Origin of the sequence: Nocardioides sp. (assembly GCF_047606145.1) — a bacterium.
GTDB lineage: Bacteria > Actinomycetota > Actinomycetes > Propionibacteriales > Nocardioidaceae > Nocardioides.
Genome location: NZ_JASGET010000019.1, coordinates 134,249 through 158,112, shown reverse-complemented (window position 1 = coordinate 158,112; position 23,864 = coordinate 134,249). Strand labels below are relative to the sequence as shown.

Sequence of the window (23,864 nt, the reverse complement as noted above, 5' to 3'; positions counted from 1 at the left end):
CCCGACGGAGAGGAGCAGGCCCCATGCTGCCCGCTGAGACCATCACCGCCCTCGCGAGCGAGCTCGCCGAGGCGGATCGCCGGCACACGGTGATGCCTCGGATTACCGCCCGTCATCCGGAGGCCACCGTCGAGGACTCCTACGCCATCCAGGGCGTGTGGCGTGACCAGAACCTGGCGGCGGGCCGGAGACTGGTCGGACGCAAGATCGGGCTCACCTCGCGGGCCATGCAGGCCGCGACCGGTATCACGGAGCCCGACTACGGCGTCATGCTCGACGACACCGTCTGGGAGAACGGCTCGACCATCCCGTTCGACGACTTTTCCAACGTGCGCATCGAGGTCGAGCTGGCGTTCTTGCTCGCCGAGCCGCTCGAGGGCCCGCACGTGACCCTCTTCGACGTGATGCGTGCGACGGAGTACGTCACGCCCGCGCTGGAGATCCTCAACTCCCACATCGAACTCGAGGGTCGCACGATCGTCGACACGATCGCGGACAACGCGGCGTACGGCGGCATGGTGGTCGGGGGAGTGCCCACCCGCCCGGACGCGGTCGACCTGCGGTGGGTCTCGGCGTTGCTCTACCGCAACGAGACGATCGAGGAGACCGGCGTCGCGGCGGGCGTGCTCAATCATCCGGCGAGCGGCGTGGCCTGGCTGGCGAACAAGCTGCACCAGCACGAGACCCGGCTCGAGGCAGGTGAGCTCGTCCTCGCGGGCTCCTTCACCCGCCCGACGTGGGTCTCGCGGGGTGACAGTGTCGTCTGCGACTACGGACCGCTGGGGACGATCTCATGCCGCTTCGCCTGAGACCAACCATGCGCGACCTGCTCGCGGCGACAGAACGTCCGTTGGCCGGCATGTGGGTGTGCAGCGGTAGCCCGATCGTGGCGGAGATCGCTGCCGGCAGTGGGCTGGACTGGCTCCTGATCGACATGGAGCACGCTCCGAACGGCCTGGAGTCCGTGCTCGCCCAACTGCACGCCGTCTCGGCGTACGACGTGACACCGGTGGTCCGCATCCCGGTCGCCGATCCGGTGACGATCAAGCAGGTCCTCGACCTCGGTGCCCAAACGATCCTCGTCCCGATGGTCTCCTCGGTGGCCGAGGCCCACGCCGTCGTCGAGGCCGCGCATTATCCACCACGCGGCCGTCGTGGAGTCGGGTCGGCACTTGCCCGCTCGGCCCGCTGGAATCGCGTCGAGGGCTACCTGGCCAACGCTGCGGACCACGTCTCTGTCCTGGTTCAGGTCGAGACCGCGGCCGCGGTCGATGCAGCGGCTGAGATCGCGGCGGTAGACGGGATCGACGGCGTTTTCGTAGGTCCCTCCGACCTGGCGGCCTCGATGGGCCTCCTGGGGCAGCAGACCCATCCGGAGGTGAAGGCCGCCGTGGAGCGGGCGTTCGCCGGAGTGCTCGACACCGGGACGCCGGTCGGGGTCAACGCGTTCGACCCGATCGCCGCTGACGGCTATTTTGCCGCCGGCGCGCGCTTTGTCCTGGTCGGCGCCGACGTCGCGATGCTCGCGAGGGGTTCGGAGGCGCTCGCAACCAGATTCATCGGCGCCGTGGACGGCCCGGCGAGCAGCTACTGATCGCGCACACATCGAACGAGGAGATCCGGATGAAGACGATCCAGTTGCGCCGCTACGAATTGGAGCCCGGCACCGAGGACGGCTACGTCGCCTGGTGGTCGCGAAGCCTGCCGCGGATCCGTACTCTCGGCGGCTTCAAGGTCGAGTTCGCCTATCTCGACCGCGACAGGCACCAGTTCGTGTGGGCGGTGAGCGCGCCCGGAGATCGTGAGGACTTCAAGGCCCTCGAGGCCGCCTACATGGTGTCGGACGCTCGCACGGAGGCGTTCCGGGACATGGCTCCGGGCGTGCTCGTCCAGCACCTCTCCTTCGTGGATGTGGTGATCGACGCGGCCGAGACCGAGCGCGATCTGCCGGCCTGAGAGCGGCAGATTCTGCAGGGGCCGTGCAGATTCGGCAGCCTTTGTTTCCCTGACGTGAAGTCAGTCCGATGTGTCTTGCCTCACGTGAGGGCCAGCCTTTGACTTGGCAGCTAACCGCGGCTGCAAGGGAGCAGCTCGGACCTGATGAACTGCTCAGAAGTAAGGGTTTGCAGATGTCCACTGTTAAGGAGTTGCCCGCGTCGGACGCGCCGGGCGACGGGCCGGCGCTGGCCGCCGCGAAGATCTCTCTCGGCCAGGCTCTCTGGTATGGCTTCGCAGCGCTCGGACTGCCCGCGTGCCTGGGAACGGCCGGTGCTTACACCATGGGCGCCGGCAACGCGGCCTGGCTCGGTCTGACCCTGGCCGCCGCCGCGATCGGTGTCCTGTCGATCATCATCGTCGGATTCGCCCGCAAGTACCTGGTCTCCGGCTCGCTGATGTCGTACCTGCGCCTCGAGCTCGGTAACCACGCCGGCCGGCTCGGTGGCGCCGCCCTCACCGTCGGGTACGCCGGCGCCATCACCAGCTACCTGTCCACGGTGCTCTACTTCGGCATGGGTGCGCTCCAGGGAATCGGCATGCCGGAGATCCCGCTCTCGGTCCAGATCATCCTGGCCGCGGTCATCCTGGCCGCGTGCAGCCTCCTGCAGCGCCAGGGCGTCTCCGTGTCCGTGAACGCCTCGATCGTCCTGAGCTTCCTGGTTGCGCCGTTCGTCTTGCTGATCCTCGGAGCCGTGGTCATCAACCGCGGCGTCGACATCGTTCCCCAGCTCCAGCTCAAGGGCTTCTCGATGACCACGTTCGTCCCCACGGTCGTGATCGGCTTCGGCACATTCGTCGCCTTCGAGGGTCTCACCGCGCTGGCCCGCGAGACCAAGAACTCCCAGCGGACCCTTCCGGTTGTCGTGAACGCGCTAGTCGCCGCCCTGGCGGTCGCCTCGCTGATCTCCATTGTGATCACCGTCCCGGTCCTCGCCCAGCACTCGGACCAGCTGATGGCGGGCGAATCACCGCTCCACATCCTGGCGAAGGTCGGAGGCGTTCCGTGGGCCGGCTTCCCGGCCGACCTGCTCATGGCGGTCTCGCTGGGCGGGGCGTTGATCGCCTATATCAACGACTCCTCGCGGGTCGTGGCGACCGCCAGCCGCGACGGTTACCTTCCCCGGGTCCTCGGTCGCATCCACCCCCACCACCGCACTCCGGCCCTCGCCGGTAGTGTGATGAGCTGCGTCGCATTCGTCCTGATGGCGACCTACCTCCTGCTCAGCAATCAGGGCATGTACGGTGTGACGCTCAACTTCACCTCGTTCATGGTGTACTCCTGGAGCGTCGCCTACGTCGCCATCGCGGTCGCCGGCATCGTGGCCGCGGTCCGCTTCAAGCGACCGGCGATCATCGTCCCGGCTATCGTCGTCATCGCCTTCCTGGTGGCCGTCGCCGGTTACTCGATCACGCACAGCACGCACACCGGTGAGATCTTTGCCGGCATCGTCTTCGGCGCGATCGCGCTCGTCTTCATCGCCACCACACTTCCTCGTCGTGGCCAGGTGGCGACGGACGCCGACCGCGCTGTGGATGCCACCGTGATGACCGCCGAGGAGGTCTGATGAGCAACGACCCGATCGCCAGCCACACCATCCAGCCCGGCTCGTACGCCGCCGGTCGGCTCCGTGTCGGCCAGACCCTGCGTGTCACCGATGTCGAGGGCGCTCAGATCGCCGACTTCTTCGCCTGGAGTGTGCAGGATCAGTGTCCGCAGGAGATGGGTCTGACCGCGATGGTGAACGCTCGCTGGGCCCTCAGCGTGGGTGACCAGCTGGTCGACAGCGCTGTCGAGCCGATCTGGACCATCGTCGAGGACACCGCGGGTAAGCACCTGTTCGGCGGCGGGTGCTGCACCCGTGCGGTGAACATCAAGGCCGGTGTCGATCAGCTCGGCTGTGTCGAGATCGTGTCGGAGGGGATGCTCGAGCTCGGCCTCGACCCGACGACGTTCCAGCAGACGACTGCTGCCAACCTGTTCGCGGCTCGTGCCTACCACACCGACGGTTCGATCACCGGCGGCCCACCGGTGAGTAAGGCCGGCGACAGCATCACCTTTCGCGCGGAGCAGGAGCTGTACTGGATCCTGGTCTGCTGCCCCTACCCCTCGGAGGACGTCAACGGCGGGAAGTCGACGCCCCACCGGGTCGACATCTGGGCGGAGAAGGATGCGGGATCCGAGGAAGGCGTTGCAGAGTATGTCTGAGTCCATCGTGCCGGCCTTCGCGGTCACGCCAGGCTACGGCGAGGAGGGCTTCGCGAACTACCACATGGTCCAGGCCGTGCGGATCGGTCAGAGGGTGGAGGTCTCCGGGCAGACGGGGCGCCGGGGCGACGGCACCTTCCCGGCCGACGTGGACGAGGAGATCGCGACCACGTTCGTCAACATCGGCCACACCCTCGCCTCCGTCGGGGCGTCCTGGTCCGAGGTGTACTCGATCACGAGCTACCACGTGCCCGACGAGCGCGACGGTGGGGGACTGCTCTACAGCAACACCTTGATGGTCGAACAGATGCGTCTGCACATGCCCGACCGCAAGCCGTTGTGGACCTGTATCGGCGTCAAGAACCTCGGCATTCCCGCGATGCGGGTCGAGATCGTCGTCGTCGCGCACGTCGAAGACTGAGCTCCGAGCCGTGAGCACCGTCGGCGGTCGTCGCCTCGCAAGATCGCGTCGAGGCACCGCCGACGGGTCACGACCGCTTGGTCGTCCTGACGGCCGTGGGACTTCTGCCCGTGACTCGGACGAAGGCCCGCGAGAAACTCGAGGCGTCACGATAGCCCCAGCGGACGGCGATCTCGGCGATGCTGGTGGCCGTCGCGGAGTCGCACAGCTCCCGCTCGGCATGCCGCATCCGTTCGCGGCGCACGAAGGTGCCGGGAGAGTCGTGCGGTGCGAAGAGGTCGTAGAGATGCCGCACCGACATGGCATTGGCGGCTGCGATGCTCGCCGTGGTCAGAGTGCTGTCGCCCAGATGCTGGCGGATGTACTCCTCGACCCGGCTGCGCTCGGAGGCGTGGTAGCCCGGCGAGTCGAGCGCCTCGCCACCCTGGTGCACTCCGGCGATGAGTTCGATCGCTGCCCGTGCCAGGCCCTGGTTCTGAGCAGCGTGCGGCTCGAAGTCAGGGGCCACCTCGCGGGTGAGGTGGTGGAAGATCCGCACCAGCGTGGACTGCATGCTGTGCACCTGCAGGGGGACCGCAACGCGGCTCGACCGGAGGATCTCGCGCCGGGGCACGATGGTCACCACCTGCGTCTGGGGGCCGCGAGCGAAACCCTCGTAAGGCACCGTAGGGTCGAAGAACGTGGCCTCACCCGGGCCGACGACGACCTGCGTGCCGTCTTGCTCCAAGCATGCGTGTCCGCCGAGCTGCATGAGGAACAGCAGATCACCCGAGGGGGAGTCGTCGATCTGGCGGCGCGTGCGCTTGAAGCCGGACTCTCCGGTCTGCAACTGGACCAGCCTGACTCCGTGCCCGAGATCGGCGAACCGCCCGAGGGCGACGAAGTCCGGTGCGATCCGGTCGAGGCTCACGGGGTAGTAGTGCGCGCTCACGAAGTGCTCCCACTCCGCGGGCGTTGCGATCTTGACCTTCTCCAACCCGCTACCTCCTCGAGGATCGCCGCAAACCGCTTGCATGCCCCGGGAGTCGACCGTGTCCGCCGACTGGAGCGGTGGCCTCCGGCCCCGCCCCTGCCACGTGGTCTCGTCTACCATGCTACGCCTATGTGACGTTATTTGTACTATCATCTTCACATACCGCACGGCGCGCGCTACGCTGTGAGCCACGTTACGCCTGGATAAGGCTCGTCCTTCCGGCATGGCGGCTGGTCTTCAAGAAGGGAACGCGTCAGTGGTTGCGCACGTTGAGCTGAGAGGCATCGATAAAGAGTTCAGTGGCTCTCGCGCCCTGAGCGGGGTTGATCTGACGGTGGAGCGTGATTCGTTCCATGCGTTGGTGGGGGAGAACGGGGCGGGGAAGTCCACGTTGGGTCGGGTGATTGCTGGTCTGCATCGTCCGACGCGCGGGTCGATGCAGGTGGCGGGGTCGGAGGTTCGGTTTCGCGGGCCGCGTGACGCGTTGCGGCATGGCATCACGATGGTGGTCCAGGAGCGGACGGTGGTTCCGGAAATGTCGGTCCTGGACAATGTTCTTCTCAATCGTGAGCCGGGTGCTGCGGTGCTGCGGAGCAGGTCGGCCGCGTTCATGCGGTATGCCGAGATCTGTGAGCTGGCTGGTTTCGAGATCGATCCGCGGGCTCGGGCTGGTGATCTGCGGCCGGCTCAGCAGTTGCGGGTGGAGATCTTGCGTGCGTTGGCTCGGGATGTCGAGTTGTTGGTGCTCGACGAGGTCACTGCTGCTCTTGCTCCCGAGGAGGCGGAGGCATTCTTCGGGTTGTTGACGCAATTGCGTGATCGGCATCGCACGATCGTGTACGTGACCCACTTCCTGGCTGAGGTGGTCCGATTCGCTGATCGGGTGACGATCTTGCGGGAGGGTCGTCTGGTGCGGACCAGTGACGCGACCGAGGAGACGCCGGCCACGTTGGTGCAGGGCATGTTGGGGCGTGAGTTGGAGTCGGTGTTCCCGCCCAAGGTCGCGGCGCCCGCGCCCGATGCTCCGGTGACGTTGCAGGTGCGGGATCTGTCGCGGCGTGGGGTGTTGAGTGGTGTGGACCTCGAGGTCCGCGCGGGTGAGATCGTCGGCCTTGCGGGCCTGGTCGGCAGCGGGCGGACCGAGATCGCGCGGGCGATCTTCGGGGCTGATCGTGCTGACGCCGGGGTGGTGACGCTCGATGGTGAGCAGCTGCGGATCAAGCGGCCCGCGGACGCGATCAAGCATGGCATCGCGATGATTCCGGAGTCGCGTCAGATCGATGGTCTGGCGTTGACGCGGCCGGTGGGGCAGAACATCACCTTGGCGCATCTGGACAAGGTCTCCACCGGCGTGGTGGTGAGCCGGCGCAAAGAACGTGCGACGGTGTCCGGGTTGATGAGGCAGTTCGATGTGCGGGCTGCGACTCCGAGGATCGCGGTGGGTGCGCTTTCTGGTGGGAATCAGCAGAAGGCGTTGTTCGCGAGGTGGTTCTTGGAGACCCCGCGGGTGTTGATCGCCGATGAGCCGACCCGTGGCGTGGACATCGGTGCGAAGCACGCGATCGCGCAGATCCTCAACGACTTGGCCGGTCGTGGCGCTTCGATCATCTTGATCTCCTCCGAACTCGAGGAGTTGCTGAGTCTTTCCCACCGGGTGCTGGTTATCCGTGGAGGACAGGTCTCCGGCGAGTTCGACGCCGACCTGACTCGCCGTCAAGAGATTCTCCAGGCCGCGTTCGGCAGTCCTGCCCAACTTGAGGCGACAACTTCGTTTGCAAATGCAGAGGACCCATCATGACCCACCCCGTAGCCGCCACGGCTGAGCCTTCCGCGATGACGCCGATCCCGGGGAAGCGCAGACTCTCCTTGGCGCCCCTGCGCGACTATGCAGTGCTCGTCGTGCTCGCGGTATTGATCGTCGCGCTCGCGGTGAGTAACGACAGCTTCCGGACGACGACAAACCTGACCAACGTGTTGAGTCAGTGTGCGCTGGTCGGCATCATCGCGTGTGGTGTGACGATGGTGTTCATCTCCGGTGAGTTCGACCTCTCGGTCGGGTCGACCTATTCGGTGGCCGGGTTGGTGGCTGCGATGACCGCCAAGCACGTCGATGGGCTCACGGGTCTGGTGGTGGGTGCAGTGGCCGCGATCGCGATCGGTGTGTGTAACGGCCTGTTGGTCACGTTGGGTCGGATCAATGCGTTCATGGCGACGTTGGCGACTTCGTTCCTGCTGGCGGGTCTTGCGGTCATCCTCACCGACGGCACCCCGGTGTTGATCGAGAGCACCTTCTTGACCCAACTGGGGCAGAATCAGTTGTTCGGTCTGGACTTCCCGGTCTACATCTTGTTGGTGCTGGCGGTCGCGTTGACGCTGACGTTGCGCTACACCAAGTTCGGGCGGCGTCTGTATGCCACGGGTGGAAGCGCGGAGGCGGCTCGGCTCTCGGGTGTCAATGTGGTGTTCGTGAAGGTCGCGGCGTTTGCGATCTCGGGTGGTGCTGCGGGGCTGGCGGGTATCGTCGCGGCCGGGCAGGTCTCCTCGGCCGATCCCAACGCGGGTTCGAACCTGTTGTTGATGCCGATCGCGGCCGTGGTCGTGGGTGGGGTCAGCATCTACGGCGGTAACGGTGAGATCTGGCGTGCGGCCGCGGGTGTGTTGTTGCTGGTCCTGATCAACAACGGCTTCAACCTGCTCGGGTTCAACCCGCTCTACTCCCAGATTGTCCAGGGCGGTGTGATCCTCGTGGCCGTCGCAATCGACGCCTGGAGCGGAAAGTCCAACGGATGATCGCGAAGAGGGCCGAGGTCGGCCTGCCCGACCCCATCCTCTACGGGCCCGGCTGCGCGCATCAGCTGGCCGACATCCTCCGAGAGGAGGGATGGGTCAGACCCAAGATCGTCACGACGCGGTCCCTGCTCGACTCGCGCGCGCTCGCGCGGGTGGTCGAGGTCAGCGGTGCCACCGGTCCGATCGCCACCATCACTGCGCACGTACCGCTCTCGGATGTCATCCGGGTCGCTCGCGACGTCCGGTCGGAGGCTGCCGATGTGGTGATCGCCCTCGGGGGCGGAAGCGTGATCGACGGTTCCAAGCTCGCCGCACGGCTTGCGACCGACCCGGCCATCGAGACCGCCGACGTCGCCGAGGCGTGGGCGATGCTTCGCGCCACGCCGACCGGGCCGGCCGTGCCTGCCATCTGCCTGCCGACGACGCTCGGCGGTGCCGAGCTGGGCGGCGGCGGCGGCTTCACCGATGACGATTCGGGGCAGAAGGAGGGGGCATACCACCCCTCGATGCTGCCCTGGGCCGTCATCTACGATCCCGAGCTCACCTCGGAGACCCCGCGGCGCCTGTGGACCTCGACCGGTGTGCGTGCCCTGGACCACGCGATTGAGGGGCTGGCCCACCCGGACACCGACCCGCTCACGCGGTCCCTCGCGGTGGTCGGTGCCGCCGAGCTCTTCACCCTGCTTCCGGCAGGCATCGCAGAGCCCGCCGATCTCGCGAGGCGCGGAGCGACCCAGGTCGCCGCGTGGAAGTCCTACACAGCACCAGGGCGCGCCGCCTCGGGGCTGAGCCACCAGCTCGGTCGCGCGGTGGGTGCCGCCAACGGGATCGCCCACGGCGTGACCTCCTGTGTCATCCTCCCGCAGGTCGTGCGCTACTACGAGGCATCCCCCGCAACCCGGCGGCGACTCGCTCCTCTGCGTACGGCGCTGGGCCTGGATCCCGACGCCGACAGCCCGGTCCTGGCCAAGGCACTCGAGGAGCTCGTGAAGGCTCTCGGCCTTCCGCAGCGCTTCACCGTCGACGAGCTCCCCGACGAGGCACTCGAGGAGGCGGCGCGACGGGGTGCCGGTGCCACCGGCCTGGACCACAGCCTGATGGTGGAGATCCTGCGGCGCTGCCGGCCGGTCGAGGAGCGCGCCGAGACCGATGTCGCCGCACCGATGGACGCGGCGACGCTTGCTGAGTCCGTCTCGAACGCAGGGCGGTGGGGCGCGGACGACGAGCTCGGGACGCTGAACTACATCACGCCGCAGAAGACGATCGCCGCCGCGGCGCTGATCCGCAGCGGCCGCGTCGTCGCGACCGGGCACGACTTCTCGTTCGGATCGACGGCGCACAAGCCGCGGCCGAGCGTCCACCGGATGCTCTGGCGGGAGAGCGGCACGACGTCGACCGATCTGTTCGTCGTCGAGCCCCACGGGTACGAGATCACCCACGTCGACGCGCTGGCGCACGTGAGCTACAACGGGCTCACCTACAACGACCGGCCCTGGAGCGAGGTGATGGCCCGCGACGGACTCACCTTCGGATCCGTCCTGCCGCTTGGTCGCGGGGCCGCGACCCGAGGTGTGCTGCTCGACGTCGCGGCGAGTCAGAGTCGTCCCTGGTTGGAGCGCGGAGAGACCGTGACACGTGCCGATCTCGACCGTGCCGCCGCGTGGGCGGGCGTCGAGATCGAGTCCGGTGACGCGCTTGTGGTCCGTACCGGTCTGGCGGCGCGCGAAGCAGTGCTGGGGACCGAGGCTCCGGACCTGCGCACGGGACTGGGCGTGGATTGCATCTCCTGGCTGCACGAGAAGGAGATATCCCTGTACGGCGGTGACTGCTTCGAGCGACTGCCGTCCACCCATCCGGAACTCGATTCCCCCCTCCACCAGATCGGCATCGCCCGGATGGGCCTCGTCCTGGTGGACAACATCGGCGTCGAGGAGCTGGCCGACGCCTGCGCGCAGGAGAAGAGTTGGCGATTCTTCTTCACCATGAGCCCACTCAAGGTGCCCGGTGCCACCGGATCGCCCGTCAATCCGCTGTGCATCTTCTGAGGAGCCTGCCGTGACCGAAGCACTGAGTAACACGGGTCCTTCGGACGCGCTCGCGGCCCCGGGTTGGGCGTACCGGCGCGGCCTCACCACAGTCGACGGCGTAGCGGCCGGCGAGTGGGGAGTCGAGGAGTCGCGCGATGCCGCGGCGGTGATGGATGCCATCCACCGCTATGTCTGGGCCTACGACGATCGGAACCTGCCGGCGGTCACGGAGATCTTCGCCGAGGAGGTCACCTGGACGGTGGTGGTGGGCCCGGACGACGCCGGCCTCACCCACTCCGGCCGGCCGGCGGTGCTCGCCTGGATGTCCGAGGCGCTGGAGGCCCAGCTCGAACAGCGACGGCACGCCGTCGTCAACGAGCGCGTCCTGCGCCCTGGGCCGGAGAACGCGCAGGTGCTCTTCACCATGCTGTTGTTCACGACGGGCGGGGCGACGCAGTCACTCGCCGCGGCGGGCTTCTACCGCGTCGACCTAGTGCGACGAGACGGCGGATGGCTGATCACCCACATTGACAGCGGTTTCGACGCTCCTGCAGGCGTGCTGTCGTGAGTTCGTCGTCCGAGGGCACCTCCCGGGAGTCCGCGCTGCTCGTCGTACGCCGTTATGCATGGGCGTTCGATGCCCAGGACTCGGCTGCGCTCGGCGAGCTCTTCACCGACGATGTCCGCTTGGAGTTCGTTGCGGAGGGGGGCGAGTGGTTCAGCAGCCAGGGACTGCCCGCGGTCCTCTCGATGCTGGAGGGCTCGATGCGCAGCGAGGTCCGCACGCGGCACCTGTTCACCAACGAGCTCTCGTCGGTGAACGCTGCGGGGGAGTACGAGGTCGACGTGTACTTCCTGCTTGTGCTCCGGGGCGCTCGGTGGGCGCCGGCGTCGAGTGGGACCTACCGGTTCACCGTGCGCCCAACGCCCGTGGGCTGGCGGATCTGCCGGATGGTGAACCACCTCGACAAGGTATTGGATCTGGACGGTTCCTGAGGCCGCTGGCCCGGAGCGTCCTCGAGAGAAGGAACGAGTGAAAGCGTGAAGACAACCGTCATCACCGGTGGCACCGGCGGTCTGGGCCTGGCCCTCGCTCGCAAGCTGCTTGACCGTGACGCCGCGACGCACGTCGCGCTGGTCGATCTGAAGCCCCCGGGTGTCCCGGATGAGTTCGCCGAGTACGGCGACCGGGTCGGCGTCTTCGCCTGCGACGTGACCAGCGCCGAGAGCGTCGCCGACGCGGCCGCTGCCATCTCGGCGGCTCTTCCGCCGATGAACGCGCTGGTCAACGCCGCCGGCATCGTCGCCAAGGGCGATTCGGTCGACCTCGACATCAAGGACTTCCGCACCATGATGGCCGTCCACGTCGACGGCACCCTGATGTGGAGTCAGGCCCTGGTGCGCAGTCTCGACGGTGCTCCAGGTGCGATCGTCAACATCGGCTCGATCGCGGGCCGCTTCGCCGTGCCTCGCCGGGCGGCCTACGCTGCGGCGAAGGCCGCGATCCACTCGCTCACCCAGACCCTCGCGGTGGAGTGGACGCCGATCGGCGTCCGGGTCAATGCCGTCGCCCCCGGCTACATCGCGACGCCGCTCGTGGCGGAGCTGAGCCGGATCGGCGCGATCGACCAGCAGCGGATCGCCGACGCGCACGCGATGAAGCGCCTCGCCACCCCGGAGGAGGTCGCTGCGGCCGTCGGGTTCCTGCTGAGCGAGGAGGCCTCCTTCGTGTGCGGCGAGATCTTCTACGTCGACGGTGGGTTCTCGGCCTACAAGGTCGACTGACGAGATCGAGCTGATTCATCCGCCCATCCCTAAGGAACATGAGCAACACATGACTCTCAGCAACACCCGCAACCTCGACCAGGCGTTCGCCTCGGCCGCCGCCCGCAACCCGCTGGCGCTGGTCACGGGCGGTGCCGGCGGCATCGGCCTCGGCATCGCGCTCGCGCTTCACGACGCCGGGTACGCCGTCGTCGTGACCGACATCAGCATCGAGCGGCTGGCCGCGTCCTTCGCCGACCGTGGCGATGTCGGCCTGGTCGAGCAGGACGTGACCTCCGAGGACGGCTGGAACGACCTGGTCGCCATGCTTCGCGATGGTACCGATCGTCTCGACGTGCTCGTCAACAACGCTGGGATCCTGCACGTCACGGCGCGGCTCGACGAGCTGGAACCGGCGACCTTCCGCCGTGTGATCGACGTGAACCTGACCGGGACCTTCCTCGGCATCCGGTCGATGGTGCCGCTGCTGCGGGCCTCGGAGCGTGCCTCGATCATCAACCTGTCCTCCGGCGAGGCCTTCGCTGCCACCCCCGGCTTCGGCGCCTACACCTCGAGCAAGTGGGCGGTCCGGGGTCTGACGAAGACGGCGGCCGTGGACCTCGCTCCCGAGGGGATCCGCTGCAACTCGATCCACCCGTGGGGGATCGACTCGGGCATGATGCGGGGTGCCGACGGTACGAACCCGATCGATCAGCTCCTCGCCAGCATCCCGCTGGGCACGACCGGCACGCCGGGACACGTCGGAGCACTGGCGATCTTCCTCGCGGGACCCGACTCGTCCTTCACCACGGGCGGTGAGTTCACGATCGACGGCGGCTTCGCCGCGTACTCGGGCTACTGATAGCGAGGCGCCGCGATGTGTCAGATCAACACCGTTCGGGGTCCGGTTCCGTGCACGGAGCTGGGCACGGTCCTGGCCCACGAGCACCTCTTCGTGACGGATCCGCAGCTCGAGGAGAACTTCCCCGGACTGGCATGGGACGAGGCCGATGGCCAGCGACGGGCCGCAGACCAGTTCCGCGCGGTCGAACGCGCGGGTGTGGGCACCATGGTCGACCTCACCGTGATGGGACTGGGGCGCTCGATCAGCCGCGTCATCGACGTGGCTGCCAGGACGCCTGTCCACATCGTGGCGGCGACGGGCTACTACACGATGGATCAGCTGGCCTCCTACTTCGAGTCCCGGGGCGCCGATGGGGCACTCGGCATGGCCGGTCACTCGGATCCGCTTCCAGGGCTCTTCGTCGCCGAGATCGAGAGCGGTATCGCTAACACCGCGGTGAAGGCCGGGGTGATCAAGGTCAGCTCGGACGCGCGCGGGATCGGTCCGGCGGTGCGTCGTGTCATCGAGGCGGCAGCAGAGGCCCACGGCCGCACCGGCGTACCGATCTTCACCCATTCCGACGCTCCGGCACGGACAGGACTCGACCAGCTGACACTGCTCACGGATCTGGGCGTGCCGGCGAGCAGGGTGCTGATCGGGCATTGCGACAACGCCGGCGATGAGGGTTACCTGCGCGAGCTGATGGATGCGGGTGCCTCGATCGGCATCGACCAGTTCGGCTTCGACCGGACGGCGTCGGACGCGGAACGTATCGACCTCGTCTGCTCACTCATCGATCAGGGGTACGCCGATAGTGTGGTGATCTCCCACGACTCGCACGTGATGGTGACGAAGTACAGTCCGACTGAGCGGACAAGGCTATGGCCCAACTGGTGCCCGACTTGGATCTTCGACTACGCCCTGCCGCAGTTCGCGGAGCGCGGTCTTGCCGAGGTCGTGACGCAGACGATCCTGCGCGAGAATCCACAACGGCTCCTGAGATCCCGCCAGTGCGAGGAATCCTGACCCCGGCCGGGCTCCCTCGTACCGCGATGTCGGCGCCCGCGCTCATCTCCGAGCGAGGGCGCGGCTGGCTATTTCGGATCCCTGGGCTTGCGGCAACCGTGTCGCTTCGCCGCGCTCCGGCCAAGCCACAGTTATCGACGCCAGCACATCCCTGCATATTCTGTCGCAACATCTGTTCACCACTGCACAATTATCGTACAGTGTGACACGCGCCACGCTGGGTGGTGCGGCACGAACTGAGGAGAACCAGTGAACGATGGCAAGCGGATGGGCCGCGTCTTGAGGACGGCATCGTTGGTCGCGGCCGGCGGTATGGCAGTGGCGATGCTCGGCGCCTGCGGATCGAACGGCTCGACCGGTGCGGACGGCTCTTCGTCGGACGGCAAGTACAACATCGCCTACATCGGCTCCAAGGGAACGAGCTTCCAGACCGCGATCTACTCAGGCATCAAGTCGGTCGATGGTGTGACCGCCTCGTTCATCGAGGTCGGCTTTGACGTTACCAAGGAGGTCCAGGCGATCCAGAACGCCGTCGCCTCCGGCCGCTACCAGGGCCTGGTGATCTTCCCGAACAGCGCCACCGGTCTCGTCGCGGCGGTGAACCAGGCAATCAAGGCGGGCATCCAGGTCTTCAACGTGGATTCGCCGATCGGCTCGGATCCCTATTCCACGAAGCCGCAGATCAAGGGCCAGGCGGGCGCGGTCGTGGCCGATGACGCGGCGGTCGGCAAGAAGGCCGGCGAGCTTGCCGTCGAGGCGTGCAAGGCCAAGAACATCTCGCCGTGCAATGTCGCACGCGTCGGTGGGCTCCCGCAGTTCGCGGTGGAAACCGAGTTCGAGAACGGTTCGAAGGACGCGCTCGCGGCCGCTGGTACCGACAACCACCTGCTCAAGACCGTCTACGCCGGCGGCTATGACTCGAACAGCGGCTACAAGGCCGCGCAGGACGTCATGGCTGCGAACCCGGACGTCAACGTCATCCTGTCGGCCGATCCGCTCATGAAGGGCATCCAGCAGGCCGTCAAGGGCAAGGGCATCCAGCTCGTTAGCTATGCCGGCACGAAGTACGCATACGAGCAGGTGGCCAATGGCACCTACTACGGCGAGATCGCGTTCTTCCCGGTCTACGAGGGCGAGGTTGCCGCGAAGTCGATCATCGCGCACATCAAGGACCCCAAGCTTCCCGCTAACAACCCGCCGGCAGCCGCACCGGGCCTGCCGTTCTTCAGCACGAAGGCCACCCTCGGCGACTTCCGCGGCCAGTACGAGTAAGGCCGATCTACGACTCGTGTCCTGGGCCGTGTACCGGTTGAACCCACCGAGAGGGATTCAAGGCGGCCTGGTCCGGGACAGGGGAATGCGTCAATCGTGTGGGCCGCAGAGCGCTTCAGCTCGGCGGCCCACACACGCCTATCAGAAAGGGGACCCGGGGCGATGACTGCGAACTCTCGCGGCCATGCCGCCAGTGGTCAGCGCCCGGATGTCGGGGCTGGTGATCATCTGCATCGGAAAGCCGAGCGGAATGTCGCTGACCCGTGTCAGCCGGTCCAGGTGTGCCTGGTCGAGACCGATCGAGAGAGCTCCCAGGTTGGTGCGCAGCTGCGCAGCAGTGCGGGCGCCGACCACCGGAATCACCGGTGCCCAGTGCCGACGCGAGCGCACCCACGCGTTAGCTACCTCTGCCGGCGTGAGCCCTCTTTCGGCTGCTACTGTCTGGAGTTCTCGGATGATGGCTAGTTCGCGCTCATCGGGTGCTGCTACGTCGCTCGACAGATTCGCGGTACCGGGTCCTGCGAGGCGTCCGCCTGCAAGGATGCGCCACGGAACGATCGCAAGGTCGTGTGCTGCTGCCATGGGGAACAGCTCGCGCTCAGGAGATCGCTCCAAGAGCGAGTACTCCACTTGGAGTGCAACCGCGGGCGCCCACCCGCGCAGATCGGCCAGGGTGTTGGCTTGAGAGACCACCCATGCAGGCGTATCCGAGAATGCTGGATAGAGGATCTTCCCCGCCCGGACGAGGTCGTCGAGTCCACGCATCACCTCTTCGGGCGAGGTGGTGAAGTCCCAGAAGTGCACGTAGAAGACATCGATCCGGTCGGTCTTGAGTCGGCGCAGCGAAGACTCCACCTCAGTGAGCATTGCTTTGCGGCTATTGCCGCCAGAGTTCACGTGAGCCCGAAAACCTCGATCCGCGAGCACGCCTCGGCTGCCGCTGAACTTGGATGCCACGACCCACCGGTCGCGCTCATGCGCGATGGCATCGCCGATGATCTCTTCGCTCTCGCCCTCGGTATAGGTGTTCGCGGTGTCAAGGAAGTTGCCGCCGGCTTCTGCAAAGGCGCGGATCACCTCGGTGGCTTCGGCGGCATCGACGCCCTGATTTCCCCAGGCGAGTCCGAATGTCATGCCGCCTAAGGCGACTTCGGAGACTTTGAGCCCGCTCCGTCCGAGGAGGATGTAGTCCATCGCTGACCCTATCTGACGCACGCTACCAGATCGATAAACCTTTAATCAACAGCACTGTACTACCTGTCCACGCCAACGTCGACCGTCGAAGCCGCAGAACGGCGCGATTCCAGGCGATCCGCGTCGTGGTCAAGTGGCACCTGAACATAGATAGAGTGAGGAAATGGCATCTAGGAGTGTGCGCGGAGTCGAGCGGTTCCACGACGATCGCCAAGCTGAACCGCGGGCCACGGCCAGCACTGCGGCCGAAAGCCCGGCGGGATCCGGCAGTGGCGGCTCGCAGACACTCGAGCGAGGGCTGCGGGTCCTTGCTCTGCTCGCCGATCACGCTGACGGGCTGACGGTCTCTGCGATCTCGGCAGCAATGGACACCCACCGTGCCGGCGTCTACCGGATGCTTCGCCCGCTGGAGGCGGCGCAGCTCATCGAGAGGCGTGCGGATGGCACGTACGCTCTCGGGCTCGGCCTGGTCGCACTCGCGTCGAATGTCCGCTCGCAGCTTCAGGCTGTCGCCAGCGAAGAGCTCCAGCTGCTTGCGGACGAGCTCGAGGCCACGTGCGCCCTGACAATCCGCAATGGCGAGGAGGCGTTCGCCGCAATCGTGCAGCAGCCGACTCGTTCGCACATGCATCTTGCCTATAGCCGCGGACTTCGCCACGACCTCAACACCTCGGCTGCCGGGTTGGCCATACTTGCCGCCAACCCGCCCCGCGAGAACGAACGCGCCGAGATCGCTCGCGCGAGAAAGCGCGGCTACGCCTTCAGTCAGAACGAGCTGTTTGCGGGGGTGTCTGGCGTGGCAGTCCCTGTCTACGAGTCCGAGTCGTACGCAAGCGCGAGTGTCAGCGCGGTGTGGCTCGGTGACTCGCTGACTGAGAAGCGTGTCGCTGATGCGCTCATCGAGGTCGCGGGCCGGATTGAGGCCACACTGCGGCAAGAGGCAGGGTTCGGCCTCAAGCCGACGGGGCAGCTTCGAACCTGACTGACAAGGTCTGCTGTCGACGCATCCCCTCGCGCCACGAGTGACTGAAGCGCGATCTGTCGGGATCAGCGCGTTCACGGGTCCGGCTCTTGGCGTGCCGGCCGCGTGACCCGACTGCGTGGTTCTACGTGGGTTGGTGCTGGCCGCGCCGTCGCGGCTTCGAGCTGGGGCGGAGGGTGGGGGAGCGGGCGACCTGCCGGCTCTCCTTTCTGCCCCCTGGGCGGCTGGCGAGCTTGGCGGTCACGACAGGGTGTGGCTGGGCGCAGGTGAGTGGTCGTTAACGGTCGGGGAGTGTCGCGCCTACTCTCGAATCGATTAAATATTTAACTGAATCGCGTTCGGCCTGGCTCAAGCCGAACGCGGTGCGTGGCTGAAAGCTGGTTGATGGCAACGATGCATGAGTCGTCTCGCGAAACGCTCGCTCCGTCCGAAGCGCCGCCGCAAGCGCCTGCGCCCCGGTCGGCTTCGAGGGTCATCCTCGTGCTCGGGGCGATGACTGGGCTCGGCGCATGTTCGCTTGACATGTACTTGCCGGCCATTCCCGATGTCCAGGAGGCGCTCGACACAAGTCGCAGCGCTACCCAGGCGACGATCACCGCCTGCATGATTGGCCTCGCTGCCGGGCAATTGCTCCTTGGTGCATTGAGCGACCGGCTCGGCCGCCGCCCCGTGCTGCTGGGCGCCCTGTCCGTGTTCTCGGTCGCGTCATTGATCTGCGCTCTGACCGGCGATGTGACCTCCATGATCGTCGTCCGAGTCATCCAGGGCTTCGGTGCCGGTGCGGCGGCCGCCGTCACCAGGGCGGTCGCCCGAGACATCTTCAGCGGCTCGAAACTGCTACGTGCTCTGGGCTGGATCACCACGACGATGGCAGCGGCGCCCGTCTTCGCTCCCATCATCGGCGCTGGCGTCGCCCGCGTATGGGACTGGCGCACCATCTTCGTCGTCTTGAGCGCGATCGGACTCATTCTGCTGACCGCAGTCGTTCGAGACCTCCCAGAAAGCCATCCCGCCAGCGCGCGACTCACTGGGCGAGCATCGATCGTGGGGCATGACGTCTTGGTTGATCGTGCATTCTGGGCCGGCGCAGGCCCGGTCATCTGTACCTCGGGCTCATTGTTCGCCTACCTCGGAACCTCGAGTTTCCTGCTCCAAGAGGAGTATGGACTCAGCTCCCTGCACTTCAGCATCGACTTCGGCATCAACGCTGCTGGTCTTGCGTCGGGCGCCTGGGTCGGGCGCCTGCTCGGCAGGTGGTTGTCCGGCACGTGGTGCCTGCGAATCGGCGTCTTCATCGCACTGGTCGGAGGGCTGCTCGTGGCGGCCGCGGCGGCCACCAGCACTCTTCCCGTGCTTTTGGCCGGCTTCTTCCTCATCACCACAGGTCACGGGTGGGCCGGACCGCACGGCATGGCCGTCGCCCTGGGGCCTAACAAGACGCGGGCCGGCGCTGTCAGCGCGTGGTTTGGCTTCGGCCAGTACGGCTCAGGGGCAGTGGTCGGCGTCCTCGTCGGGGCGGTTGCCAACCAGGCCGTCGCTGTCGCGGCCGTGGTGTTGGCCTGCTGCGCCATCGGGCTGCTCTTGGCGAGCATCTCGCACAGCGACGGAGACTCGAGTGGTGGCGTCGAGCCGGTCAACGCCAGCTGAGGTGATGCATGGCTCGTACGATCGCGCTCACACGACAACTCACTGAGTGAACATTCTGTTCGATAATCGTCTATCTCTATAAAGTATGTCAGGTCAACGTGCTGTGCAACGGAGGTTCAGATGACGACCGGCCACAGCTCCGTACTTAGCGTTGGGATCGGCGACTATCCGGTCACGGCTCTGCATGGCTGGTTCGGCTCAAGTGGAGCCTGGCGGTCAGTGACGCCTCACTTGGACGGCGACGCGTTCCACTATGCCTTCCCCGACTATCGGGGGCTATGCCTGTGCCGGGGCAGAGTTCTGCGACTACAGCCTCGAAGAGGCGGCTGCCCATGCATCGGAGTCGCCCCGGGTCTGATGGAGGCTCTGGTCATCCCCGAGTGCTTCCAGAGTCGCTCTCACGGGGTTAACGGTGCCTACCGTCGGCTGACCCAGTCCGAGTGTGCGGCTGCCGACAGCTTCGTGAGGGCAGACATGAGTGCCTGGCGCTCGTCGCCGGACAGGGCGCTCATCCAGTTGCGCTCGCGCTCGTTGTGCTGACGGAAGGTCTCGCTCATCTGGCGATGACCCTTGGCTGTAAGGGTGATGACCACGCTCCGACCGTCGTTCGGATCACGGAGTCTCTGGATGAGGCCATCGCGCTCCAGGGTCCGTACGAGCGCGGTCACAGCAGGGCGACTCATCCCGGAGGTGGACGCCGCGGTCTTCGAATCGACGGGTCCAGTCACCCATAGCGTGAAGAGCAGCCGAAATGCTGCCCATGTCCATCCGGCGGGGCGATGCACCGTCGACTCGAGGTCGTAGACGATCGAATTGGTCACTCGGTGCAGGAGAAGTACCAAGCGCATCGACTCCTCGTCGAGACTCGGCTCCCGCGCGGTGATGTCGGCGACGGCGACGTCGACGAACGAGAGGAACGGGTCGGCACCGTCGTCTGCCGGCACCGCGTTCGCATCGGCGGCTGCGGCGGTCGCAATCTCCATGGCGACACTTTACGACGGCCGTCGGTCCGCTCACTGATTAAGCCATGACGCGCCGCCGACGCGGCTCATTTGTTCGCCGGCGTCGGCTCGCTACGGGCCTGCTGATCGGTTGACGAGTGATCGGGGGCACGTCTATCGTAGGAGACAATTAAAGCATTAACTGATGTTGCGCGGTGGCCGCCGAAGGCCACTGAGTGGCCGAGCGTCACAATTGAGGAGGCGCAGTGGGTTCGGTGCTCTCGCACGGTGCGAGTGGATGGGGTGAGTCCGCTTCGGGGCAGACTCCCGTCGTTGTGGTCGGTGCGGGACCGGTCGGTCAGACCGCTGCGGCGTTGCTGCGGCGCGCGGGGCATCAGGTGCTGCTCTTCGATGCGCGAGCGGAGCGGGACCCGGTTGGGTCCAAGGCGATCTGCCAAGCGCGCGACGTACTCGACGTCTGGGAGACCGTGGGCGTCGGTGCGGCACTGGCGTGTGAAGGCGTCACGTGGGAAACAGCGCGGACATTTTATCGCGACCGGGAGATCGCCTCGTGGCGCTTCCAGGACCGCGGTCGTTCCAGCTTCCCCGCGTTTGTGAACATCGGCCAGGAACGGACGGAGGAACGTCTCGACGAGGCGCTGGCCGATCTCGGGGTGACGACTATCTGGGGTCACTCGCTGGACAGGGTCACCCAAGACGAGGACGGCGTGGTTGCAACCTTCGCCACCAGCAGCGGCCCGATCGAGGTTCCAGGTGCCTATGTTGTCTTGGCGACCGGGGCTCGAAGCGACGTCATCCGGGCTGACCTCGGTCTTTCCTTCGACGGGGAATCGTTCTCGGACAAGTTCTTGATCTGCGACATTCGCGCAGAGATCCCGGGCTGGGAGACTGAGCGCCGCTTCTACTTCGATCCGCCGTGGAACCCGGGTCGTCAGGTGCTCATCCACGCCTGCCCCGACTCGACCTTCCGTATCGACTGGCAGGTCCCTGCCGACTACAACCTCGACATCGATGAGGAGAGCGGTGGCCTGGACCGGCGCATCCGCCAGATTGTAGGGGACCGTCCCTATACGATCGTGTGGAAGTCGCTCTATCGCTTTCACAGCCGACACACCGACCGCATGAGGCTCGGACGCGTCCTGCTGGCCGGCGACATCGCGCACCTCGTCTCACCCTTCGGCGCGCGCGGCTTGAACACCGGTGTCTTCGACGCGGAGAACGCCGCGTGGAAGCTCGACTTCATGCTGCGTGGCTGGGGTGGCCCCGGGCTCTTGGAGAGCTACGACGCAGAGCGCATGGCTGCGACGCGGGAGAACATCGCGGTCACGGGTGCCACGATGCGATTCCTGGTCCCGCAAGACGAGGCGGAGCACCGCGAGCGGGCGCGGATCCTGGAGGAGGCCGCAGCAGATCCCGTTGTTGCTGCGAGTGTTGACTCGGGACGGTTCGCTGAGCCCTTCTGGTATGTCGACTCTCCGCTGACCACGCCCGACCTCGCACGCCCCTTCGCGGGCCGGCCCGAGCGGGGTCACACGCCGACGCCGGCGCCGGGTGTGCTCCTGCCCGATCTGGGTTTGCACATTCCCGAGCTGCCCCAGGTCACTCGGCTTCGCGAACTTGTGCGTGGCGGGTTGAGCATCCTGGCCGCCGGCGCTGACGTCCTCGCCACCATCGAGCGTGCCGCCAAGGAGGCCACCGACGCACCGGTCCGGGCGATCGTCGTCGACGAGCTCGATGTCGAGGCCGACGTACGCGAGGTACTCGGGATGCGCGCCGGCGAGGCGTGGATCATCCGGCCCGACGCCTACGTCGCCGCCGTGGTCAGTGGCTCTGATCAGGGCGCCATCACCGCGGCGCTCCGCCGCGTCCTCGGTTTCTGAGCTTCGTTCGAAGTCGTCAGCACACAGTTTCCATCAAGTCCATCAACCCGGACTCGCATTCCGGGATCAAGGAGGGTTCCATGGCTACCAAGCCGTTCGCGTCCTCGGCCGACACGGCCGCCAAAGAGCAGACACTCGAGGTTCTTGCCGACGGGGTCTACGCATTGACCGCCGAGGGCGACCCGAACCTCGGCGCCATCGAGGGTGAGGACTTCATCGTCTGCTTCGAAGCGCTGGCCACGCCGGTCGCTGCTCGAGACTGGCTCGCCAAGCTGCGCGAGTACACCGACAAGCCGGTGCGCTACCTCGTTCTCTCGCACTACCACGCTGTCCGTGTCCTGGGCGCCAGCGCCTTCGACGCGGAGGTCATCATCGCTCACGAGAAGACTCGCGAGCTGATCGCAGAGCGCGGCAAGGAGGACTGGGCCTCTGAGTACGGTCGTATGCCGCGCCTGTTCAAGGAGCCGGAGTCGATCCCGGGCCTGACCTGGCCGACGGCCACCTTCAGCGACCGCTTCACGATCGACCTCGGCGGTGACCGCGGCGACCTCGTGCTCCAGCATGTGGGCCGCGGCCACACAGCCGGTGACATCGTCGCCTGGCTTCCGCGCCAGAAGATCCTGTTCGCCGGCGACCTCGTCGAGGCTCAGGCTGCGCTCTACACCGGCGACGCCTTCCATCAGGAGTGGTCGACCGGCACCCTCGACAACCTTGCCTCGCTCGGCGCCGAGCAGCTCGTCGGCGGTCGCGGCGCCGTCGCGCGTGGTCCGGAGGCCGTCAAGGCGGCGATCGAGCAGACCCGAGGGTTCCTGACGACCATGATCGAGGAGGTCCGCGCGGTCCAGACCCGAGGTGGCACCCTCAAGGAGGCCTTCGAGGCCGTCCACGCGGCGCTGTCCCCGAAGTTCGGTCACTGGCCGATCTTCGAGCACTGCCTGCCCTTCGACGTCTCGCGCGCCTGGGACGAGCTCGCGGGCATCGACTGGCCGGTCATCTGGACCGCTGAGCGCGACCGAGAGATCTGGGACCGGCTTCAGGACTGAGATCCACGGCAAGGCAAGCGCCGGTTGGCTTCCCTCGGGAAGCCAACCGGCACTTGTCATGTCGGTGCGTGATTGGACCGTGATCCCGGCATCAGCTGGATTACGGCGACAGGTCGGGGGCAAGCGCGACGATCTCTGCCGCGGCCGCCCCAATGACAGACTCAGCGAGCGCCGCCACCTCCGGGCGATTCGTCACGATGTTGATGGCGGCCCTCGTGCCCCAGCCCGGAAGAGGCGCCGCGACTCCGTAGGCGCCGGGGTTCAGCTCCCCGTGGGTGATGACAAGGCCGCTGGCCCGTGCATCGGCAACGCGCGCGGGCTCGCCGGCTTGCGCGGGCCCCGAGGCGAGCGCCGCGATACCGCCAGCCCCCTGGTCGAGTGGGTCCCGGTTGCCCAACCGGTAGGTGAACCGGGGCCCCTGAGTCTGGGGCTCTGCGATGAGGGTGGTGACAGCGTGAGCCTCGATCACCTCCACCAAAGACGCCGTTGCATCAACCCGTCGAGCCAAACGCCGAAGGACCGGGAATGCGATCTCTCGTAGTTGGGGGCGCGAGTTACGTAGGATGGTGGCGGCGGTCGGGCCAACCGTGTAAATACCGGCGCTGTCGCGTTCTGCGAAGCCAGTCCGCTGCAGCGAGACCAGTAGGCGGTTTGTGATCGAACGGTGGAGGCTGCACGCCTGCGCCAACTGCGCAGTAGTCAAACCGTCTGCGTGACGACTCAACTCCACCAGGACCGCGAGCCCCCGCTCGAGTGTCTGCGACCCGTCACCGGTCGGCGGCGCCGACTCCATGCAGCCTCCCTTGCCAATGTGGCGTGGTCGCTGGGATGCCTC

Annotated in this window: 23 protein-coding genes and 1 pseudogene; 20 read left to right on the top strand and 4 right to left on the bottom strand. The window is 66.6% G+C overall.

Translation table 11 applies throughout. The features are described 5' to 3' along the window. Positions 1–23 precede the first annotated feature (23 nt). The 6 genes from hpaH (at position 24) to QM638_RS03120 (ending at position 4,625) form a co-directional block, all read left to right on the top strand. A complete protein-coding gene (gene hpaH / locus QM638_RS03145; protein ID WP_415140477.1) occupies positions 24–809 on the top strand; it encodes a 2-oxo-hept-4-ene-1,7-dioate hydratase in 786 nt (261 codons plus the stop codon). Positions 810–817: 8 nt separating this feature from the next. After that, positions 818–1,594 carry an aldolase/citrate lyase family protein gene (locus tag QM638_RS03140; protein WP_415140476.1) on the top strand — a complete coding sequence of 259 codons (777 nt, stop codon included), beginning with the start codon at positions 818–820 and terminating at the stop codon, positions 1,592–1,594. A 29-nt stretch (positions 1,595–1,623) separates the two neighbouring features. Then, complete coding sequence (locus tag QM638_RS03135) at positions 1,624–1,956, top strand: hypothetical protein (RefSeq protein ID WP_415140475.1); 333 nt, start codon at positions 1,624–1,626, stop codon at positions 1,954–1,956. Between the two features lie 173 nt (positions 1,957–2,129). Then, positions 2,130–3,563, top strand: a complete 1,434-nt coding sequence (locus QM638_RS03130) for an APC family permease (RefSeq protein ID WP_415140474.1) — start codon at positions 2,130–2,132, stop codon at positions 3,561–3,563. Next, positions 3,563–4,204, top strand: coding sequence for a DUF1989 domain-containing protein (locus QM638_RS03125; protein WP_415140473.1), 642 nt, complete (start codon positions 3,563–3,565; stop codon positions 4,202–4,204). Before QM638_RS03130 ends, QM638_RS03125 begins: the two co-directional genes overlap by 1 nt. Continuing rightward, positions 4,197–4,625 carry a Rid family hydrolase gene (locus QM638_RS03120; protein WP_415140472.1) on the top strand — a complete coding sequence of 143 codons (429 nt, stop codon included), beginning with the start codon at positions 4,197–4,199 and terminating at the stop codon, positions 4,623–4,625. The genes QM638_RS03125 and QM638_RS03120 overlap by 8 nt, the downstream gene beginning before the upstream one ends. Positions 4,626–4,692: 67 nt before the next feature. On the opposite strand, the gene QM638_RS03115 is transcribed toward QM638_RS03120, so the two are convergent. Beyond that, positions 4,693–5,601 (bottom strand): helix-turn-helix domain-containing protein, encoded by a 909-nt coding sequence (locus tag QM638_RS03115; protein ID WP_415140471.1) that lies wholly within the window; start codon positions 5,599–5,601, stop codon positions 4,693–4,695. A gap of 352 nt (positions 5,602–5,953) precedes the next feature. Here QM638_RS03115 and QM638_RS03110 point away from each other — a divergent pair. The 10 genes and pseudogenes from QM638_RS03110 to QM638_RS03065 all read left to right on the top strand — a co-directional run. Beyond that, positions 5,954–6,301 (top strand): annotated as a pseudogene (locus QM638_RS03110) (ATP-binding cassette domain-containing protein); the annotation flags it as partial. 258 nt (positions 6,302–6,559) lie between these two features. Further along, positions 6,560–7,396 carry an ATP-binding cassette domain-containing protein gene (locus QM638_RS03105; RefSeq protein ID WP_415140506.1) on the top strand — a complete coding sequence of 279 codons (837 nt, stop codon included), beginning with the start codon at positions 6,560–6,562 and terminating at the stop codon, positions 7,394–7,396. Next, entirely contained in the window at positions 7,393–8,388 is a 996-nt protein-coding gene (locus QM638_RS03100) for an ABC transporter permease (RefSeq protein WP_415140470.1), read from the top strand. Before QM638_RS03105 ends, QM638_RS03100 begins: the two co-directional genes overlap by 4 nt. Further along, positions 8,385–10,433 carry an iron-containing alcohol dehydrogenase gene (locus QM638_RS03095; RefSeq protein WP_415140469.1) on the top strand — a complete coding sequence of 683 codons (2,049 nt, stop codon included), beginning with the start codon at positions 8,385–8,387 and terminating at the stop codon, positions 10,431–10,433. The genes QM638_RS03100 and QM638_RS03095 overlap by 4 nt, the downstream gene beginning before the upstream one ends. Before the next feature lie 10 nt (positions 10,434–10,443). Next, on the top strand, positions 10,444–10,983 hold the full coding sequence (locus tag QM638_RS03090) for a nuclear transport factor 2 family protein (protein ID WP_415140468.1): 540 nt from the start codon (positions 10,444–10,446) through the stop codon (positions 10,981–10,983). After that, positions 10,980–11,411 carry a nuclear transport factor 2 family protein gene (locus tag QM638_RS03085; protein ID WP_415140467.1) on the top strand — a complete coding sequence of 144 codons (432 nt, stop codon included), beginning with the start codon at positions 10,980–10,982 and terminating at the stop codon, positions 11,409–11,411. Before QM638_RS03090 ends, QM638_RS03085 begins: the two co-directional genes overlap by 4 nt. Positions 11,412–11,456: 45 nt before the next feature. Then, complete coding sequence (locus QM638_RS03080; RefSeq protein WP_415140466.1) at positions 11,457–12,200, top strand: SDR family NAD(P)-dependent oxidoreductase; 744 nt, start codon at positions 11,457–11,459, stop codon at positions 12,198–12,200. A gap of 49 nt (positions 12,201–12,249) precedes the next feature. Beyond that, positions 12,250–13,041 carry an SDR family NAD(P)-dependent oxidoreductase gene (locus tag QM638_RS03075; protein WP_415140465.1) on the top strand — a complete coding sequence of 264 codons (792 nt, stop codon included), beginning with the start codon at positions 12,250–12,252 and terminating at the stop codon, positions 13,039–13,041. Positions 13,042–13,056: 15 nt separating this feature from the next. After that, on the top strand, positions 13,057–14,049 hold the full coding sequence (locus QM638_RS03070) for a phosphotriesterase (protein ID WP_415140464.1): 993 nt from the start codon (positions 13,057–13,059) through the stop codon (positions 14,047–14,049). A 249-nt stretch (positions 14,050–14,298) separates the two neighbouring features. Then, positions 14,299–15,321 carry a sugar ABC transporter substrate-binding protein gene (locus tag QM638_RS03065; RefSeq protein WP_415140463.1) on the top strand — a complete coding sequence of 341 codons (1,023 nt, stop codon included), beginning with the start codon at positions 14,299–14,301 and terminating at the stop codon, positions 15,319–15,321. Positions 15,322–15,462: 141 nt separating this feature from the next. On the opposite strand, the gene QM638_RS03060 is transcribed toward QM638_RS03065, so the two are convergent. Next, positions 15,463–16,515, bottom strand: coding sequence for an aldo/keto reductase (locus QM638_RS03060; protein ID WP_415140462.1), 1,053 nt, complete (start codon positions 16,513–16,515; stop codon positions 15,463–15,465). Positions 16,516–16,678: 163 nt separating this feature from the next. Here QM638_RS03060 and QM638_RS03055 point away from each other — a divergent pair, with 163 nt between their 5' ends. Both QM638_RS03055 and QM638_RS03050 read left to right on the top strand, forming a co-directional pair. Next, complete coding sequence (locus QM638_RS03055; RefSeq protein WP_415140461.1) at positions 16,679–17,497, top strand: IclR family transcriptional regulator; 819 nt, start codon at positions 16,679–16,681, stop codon at positions 17,495–17,497. Between the two features lie 384 nt (positions 17,498–17,881). Continuing rightward, positions 17,882–19,144 (top strand): multidrug effflux MFS transporter, encoded by a 1,263-nt coding sequence (locus QM638_RS03050; RefSeq protein WP_415140505.1) that lies wholly within the window; start codon positions 17,882–17,884, stop codon positions 19,142–19,144. A gap of 416 nt (positions 19,145–19,560) precedes the next feature. Here the strand turns inward: QM638_RS03050 and QM638_RS03045 are convergent, their stop codons facing one another. Beyond that, positions 19,561–20,127 (bottom strand): MarR family winged helix-turn-helix transcriptional regulator, encoded by a 567-nt coding sequence (locus QM638_RS03045; protein ID WP_415140460.1) that lies wholly within the window; start codon positions 20,125–20,127, stop codon positions 19,561–19,563. 224 nt (positions 20,128–20,351) lie between these two features. Between QM638_RS03045 and QM638_RS03040 the strand changes: the two genes are divergently transcribed. Together QM638_RS03040 and QM638_RS03035 are read left to right on the top strand one after the other, a co-directional pair. Continuing rightward, positions 20,352–21,986: an FAD-dependent monooxygenase gene (locus tag QM638_RS03040; protein ID WP_415140459.1), complete on the top strand. Its 1,635-nt coding sequence runs from the start codon at positions 20,352–20,354 to the stop codon at positions 21,984–21,986. 80 nt (positions 21,987–22,066) lie between these two features. After that, complete coding sequence (locus tag QM638_RS03035) at positions 22,067–23,029, top strand: MBL fold metallo-hydrolase (protein WP_415140458.1); 963 nt, start codon at positions 22,067–22,069, stop codon at positions 23,027–23,029. 100 nt (positions 23,030–23,129) lie between these two features. Here the strand turns inward: QM638_RS03035 and QM638_RS03030 are convergent, their stop codons facing one another. Further along, positions 23,130–23,822, bottom strand: a complete 693-nt coding sequence (locus QM638_RS03030; protein ID WP_415140457.1) for an IclR family transcriptional regulator — start codon at positions 23,820–23,822, stop codon at positions 23,130–23,132. Between the last annotated feature and the right edge of the window lie 42 nt (positions 23,823–23,864).

Coding starts and splice junctions, on each gene's coding strand:
- hpaH (WP_415140477.1), top strand. CDS start 24: ATGCTGCCCGCTGAGACCATCACCGCCCTCGCGAGCGAGCTCGCCGAG.
- QM638_RS03140 (WP_415140476.1), top strand. CDS start 818: ATGCGCGACCTGCTCGCGGCGACAGAACGTCCGTTGGCCGGCATGTGG.
- QM638_RS03135 (WP_415140475.1), top strand. CDS start 1,624: ATGAAGACGATCCAGTTGCGCCGCTACGAATTGGAGCCCGGCACCGAG.
- QM638_RS03130 (WP_415140474.1), top strand. CDS start 2,130: ATGTCCACTGTTAAGGAGTTGCCCGCGTCGGACGCGCCGGGCGACGGG.
- QM638_RS03125 (WP_415140473.1), top strand. CDS start 3,563: ATGAGCAACGACCCGATCGCCAGCCACACCATCCAGCCCGGCTCGTAC.
- QM638_RS03120 (WP_415140472.1), top strand. CDS start 4,197: ATGTCTGAGTCCATCGTGCCGGCCTTCGCGGTCACGCCAGGCTACGGC.
- QM638_RS03105 (WP_415140506.1), top strand. CDS start 6,560: ATGTTGGGGCGTGAGTTGGAGTCGGTGTTCCCGCCCAAGGTCGCGGCG.
- QM638_RS03100 (WP_415140470.1), top strand. CDS start 7,393: ATGACCCACCCCGTAGCCGCCACGGCTGAGCCTTCCGCGATGACGCCG.
- QM638_RS03095 (WP_415140469.1), top strand. CDS start 8,385: ATGATCGCGAAGAGGGCCGAGGTCGGCCTGCCCGACCCCATCCTCTAC.
- QM638_RS03075 (WP_415140465.1), top strand. CDS start 12,250: ATGACTCTCAGCAACACCCGCAACCTCGACCAGGCGTTCGCCTCGGCC.
- QM638_RS03070 (WP_415140464.1), top strand. CDS start 13,057: ATGTGTCAGATCAACACCGTTCGGGGTCCGGTTCCGTGCACGGAGCTG.
- QM638_RS03060 (WP_415140462.1), bottom strand. CDS start 16,515: ATGGACTACATCCTCCTCGGACGGAGCGGGCTCAAAGTCTCCGAAGTC.
- QM638_RS03055 (WP_415140461.1), top strand. CDS start 16,679: ATGGCATCTAGGAGTGTGCGCGGAGTCGAGCGGTTCCACGACGATCGC.
- QM638_RS03050 (WP_415140505.1), top strand. CDS start 17,882: ATGGCAACGATGCATGAGTCGTCTCGCGAAACGCTCGCTCCGTCCGAA.
- QM638_RS03045 (WP_415140460.1), bottom strand. CDS start 20,127: ATGGAGATTGCGACCGCCGCAGCCGCCGATGCGAACGCGGTGCCGGCA.
- QM638_RS03035 (WP_415140458.1), top strand. CDS start 22,067: ATGGCTACCAAGCCGTTCGCGTCCTCGGCCGACACGGCCGCCAAAGAG.
- QM638_RS03030 (WP_415140457.1), bottom strand. CDS start 23,822: ATGGAGTCGGCGCCGCCGACCGGTGACGGGTCGCAGACACTCGAGCGG.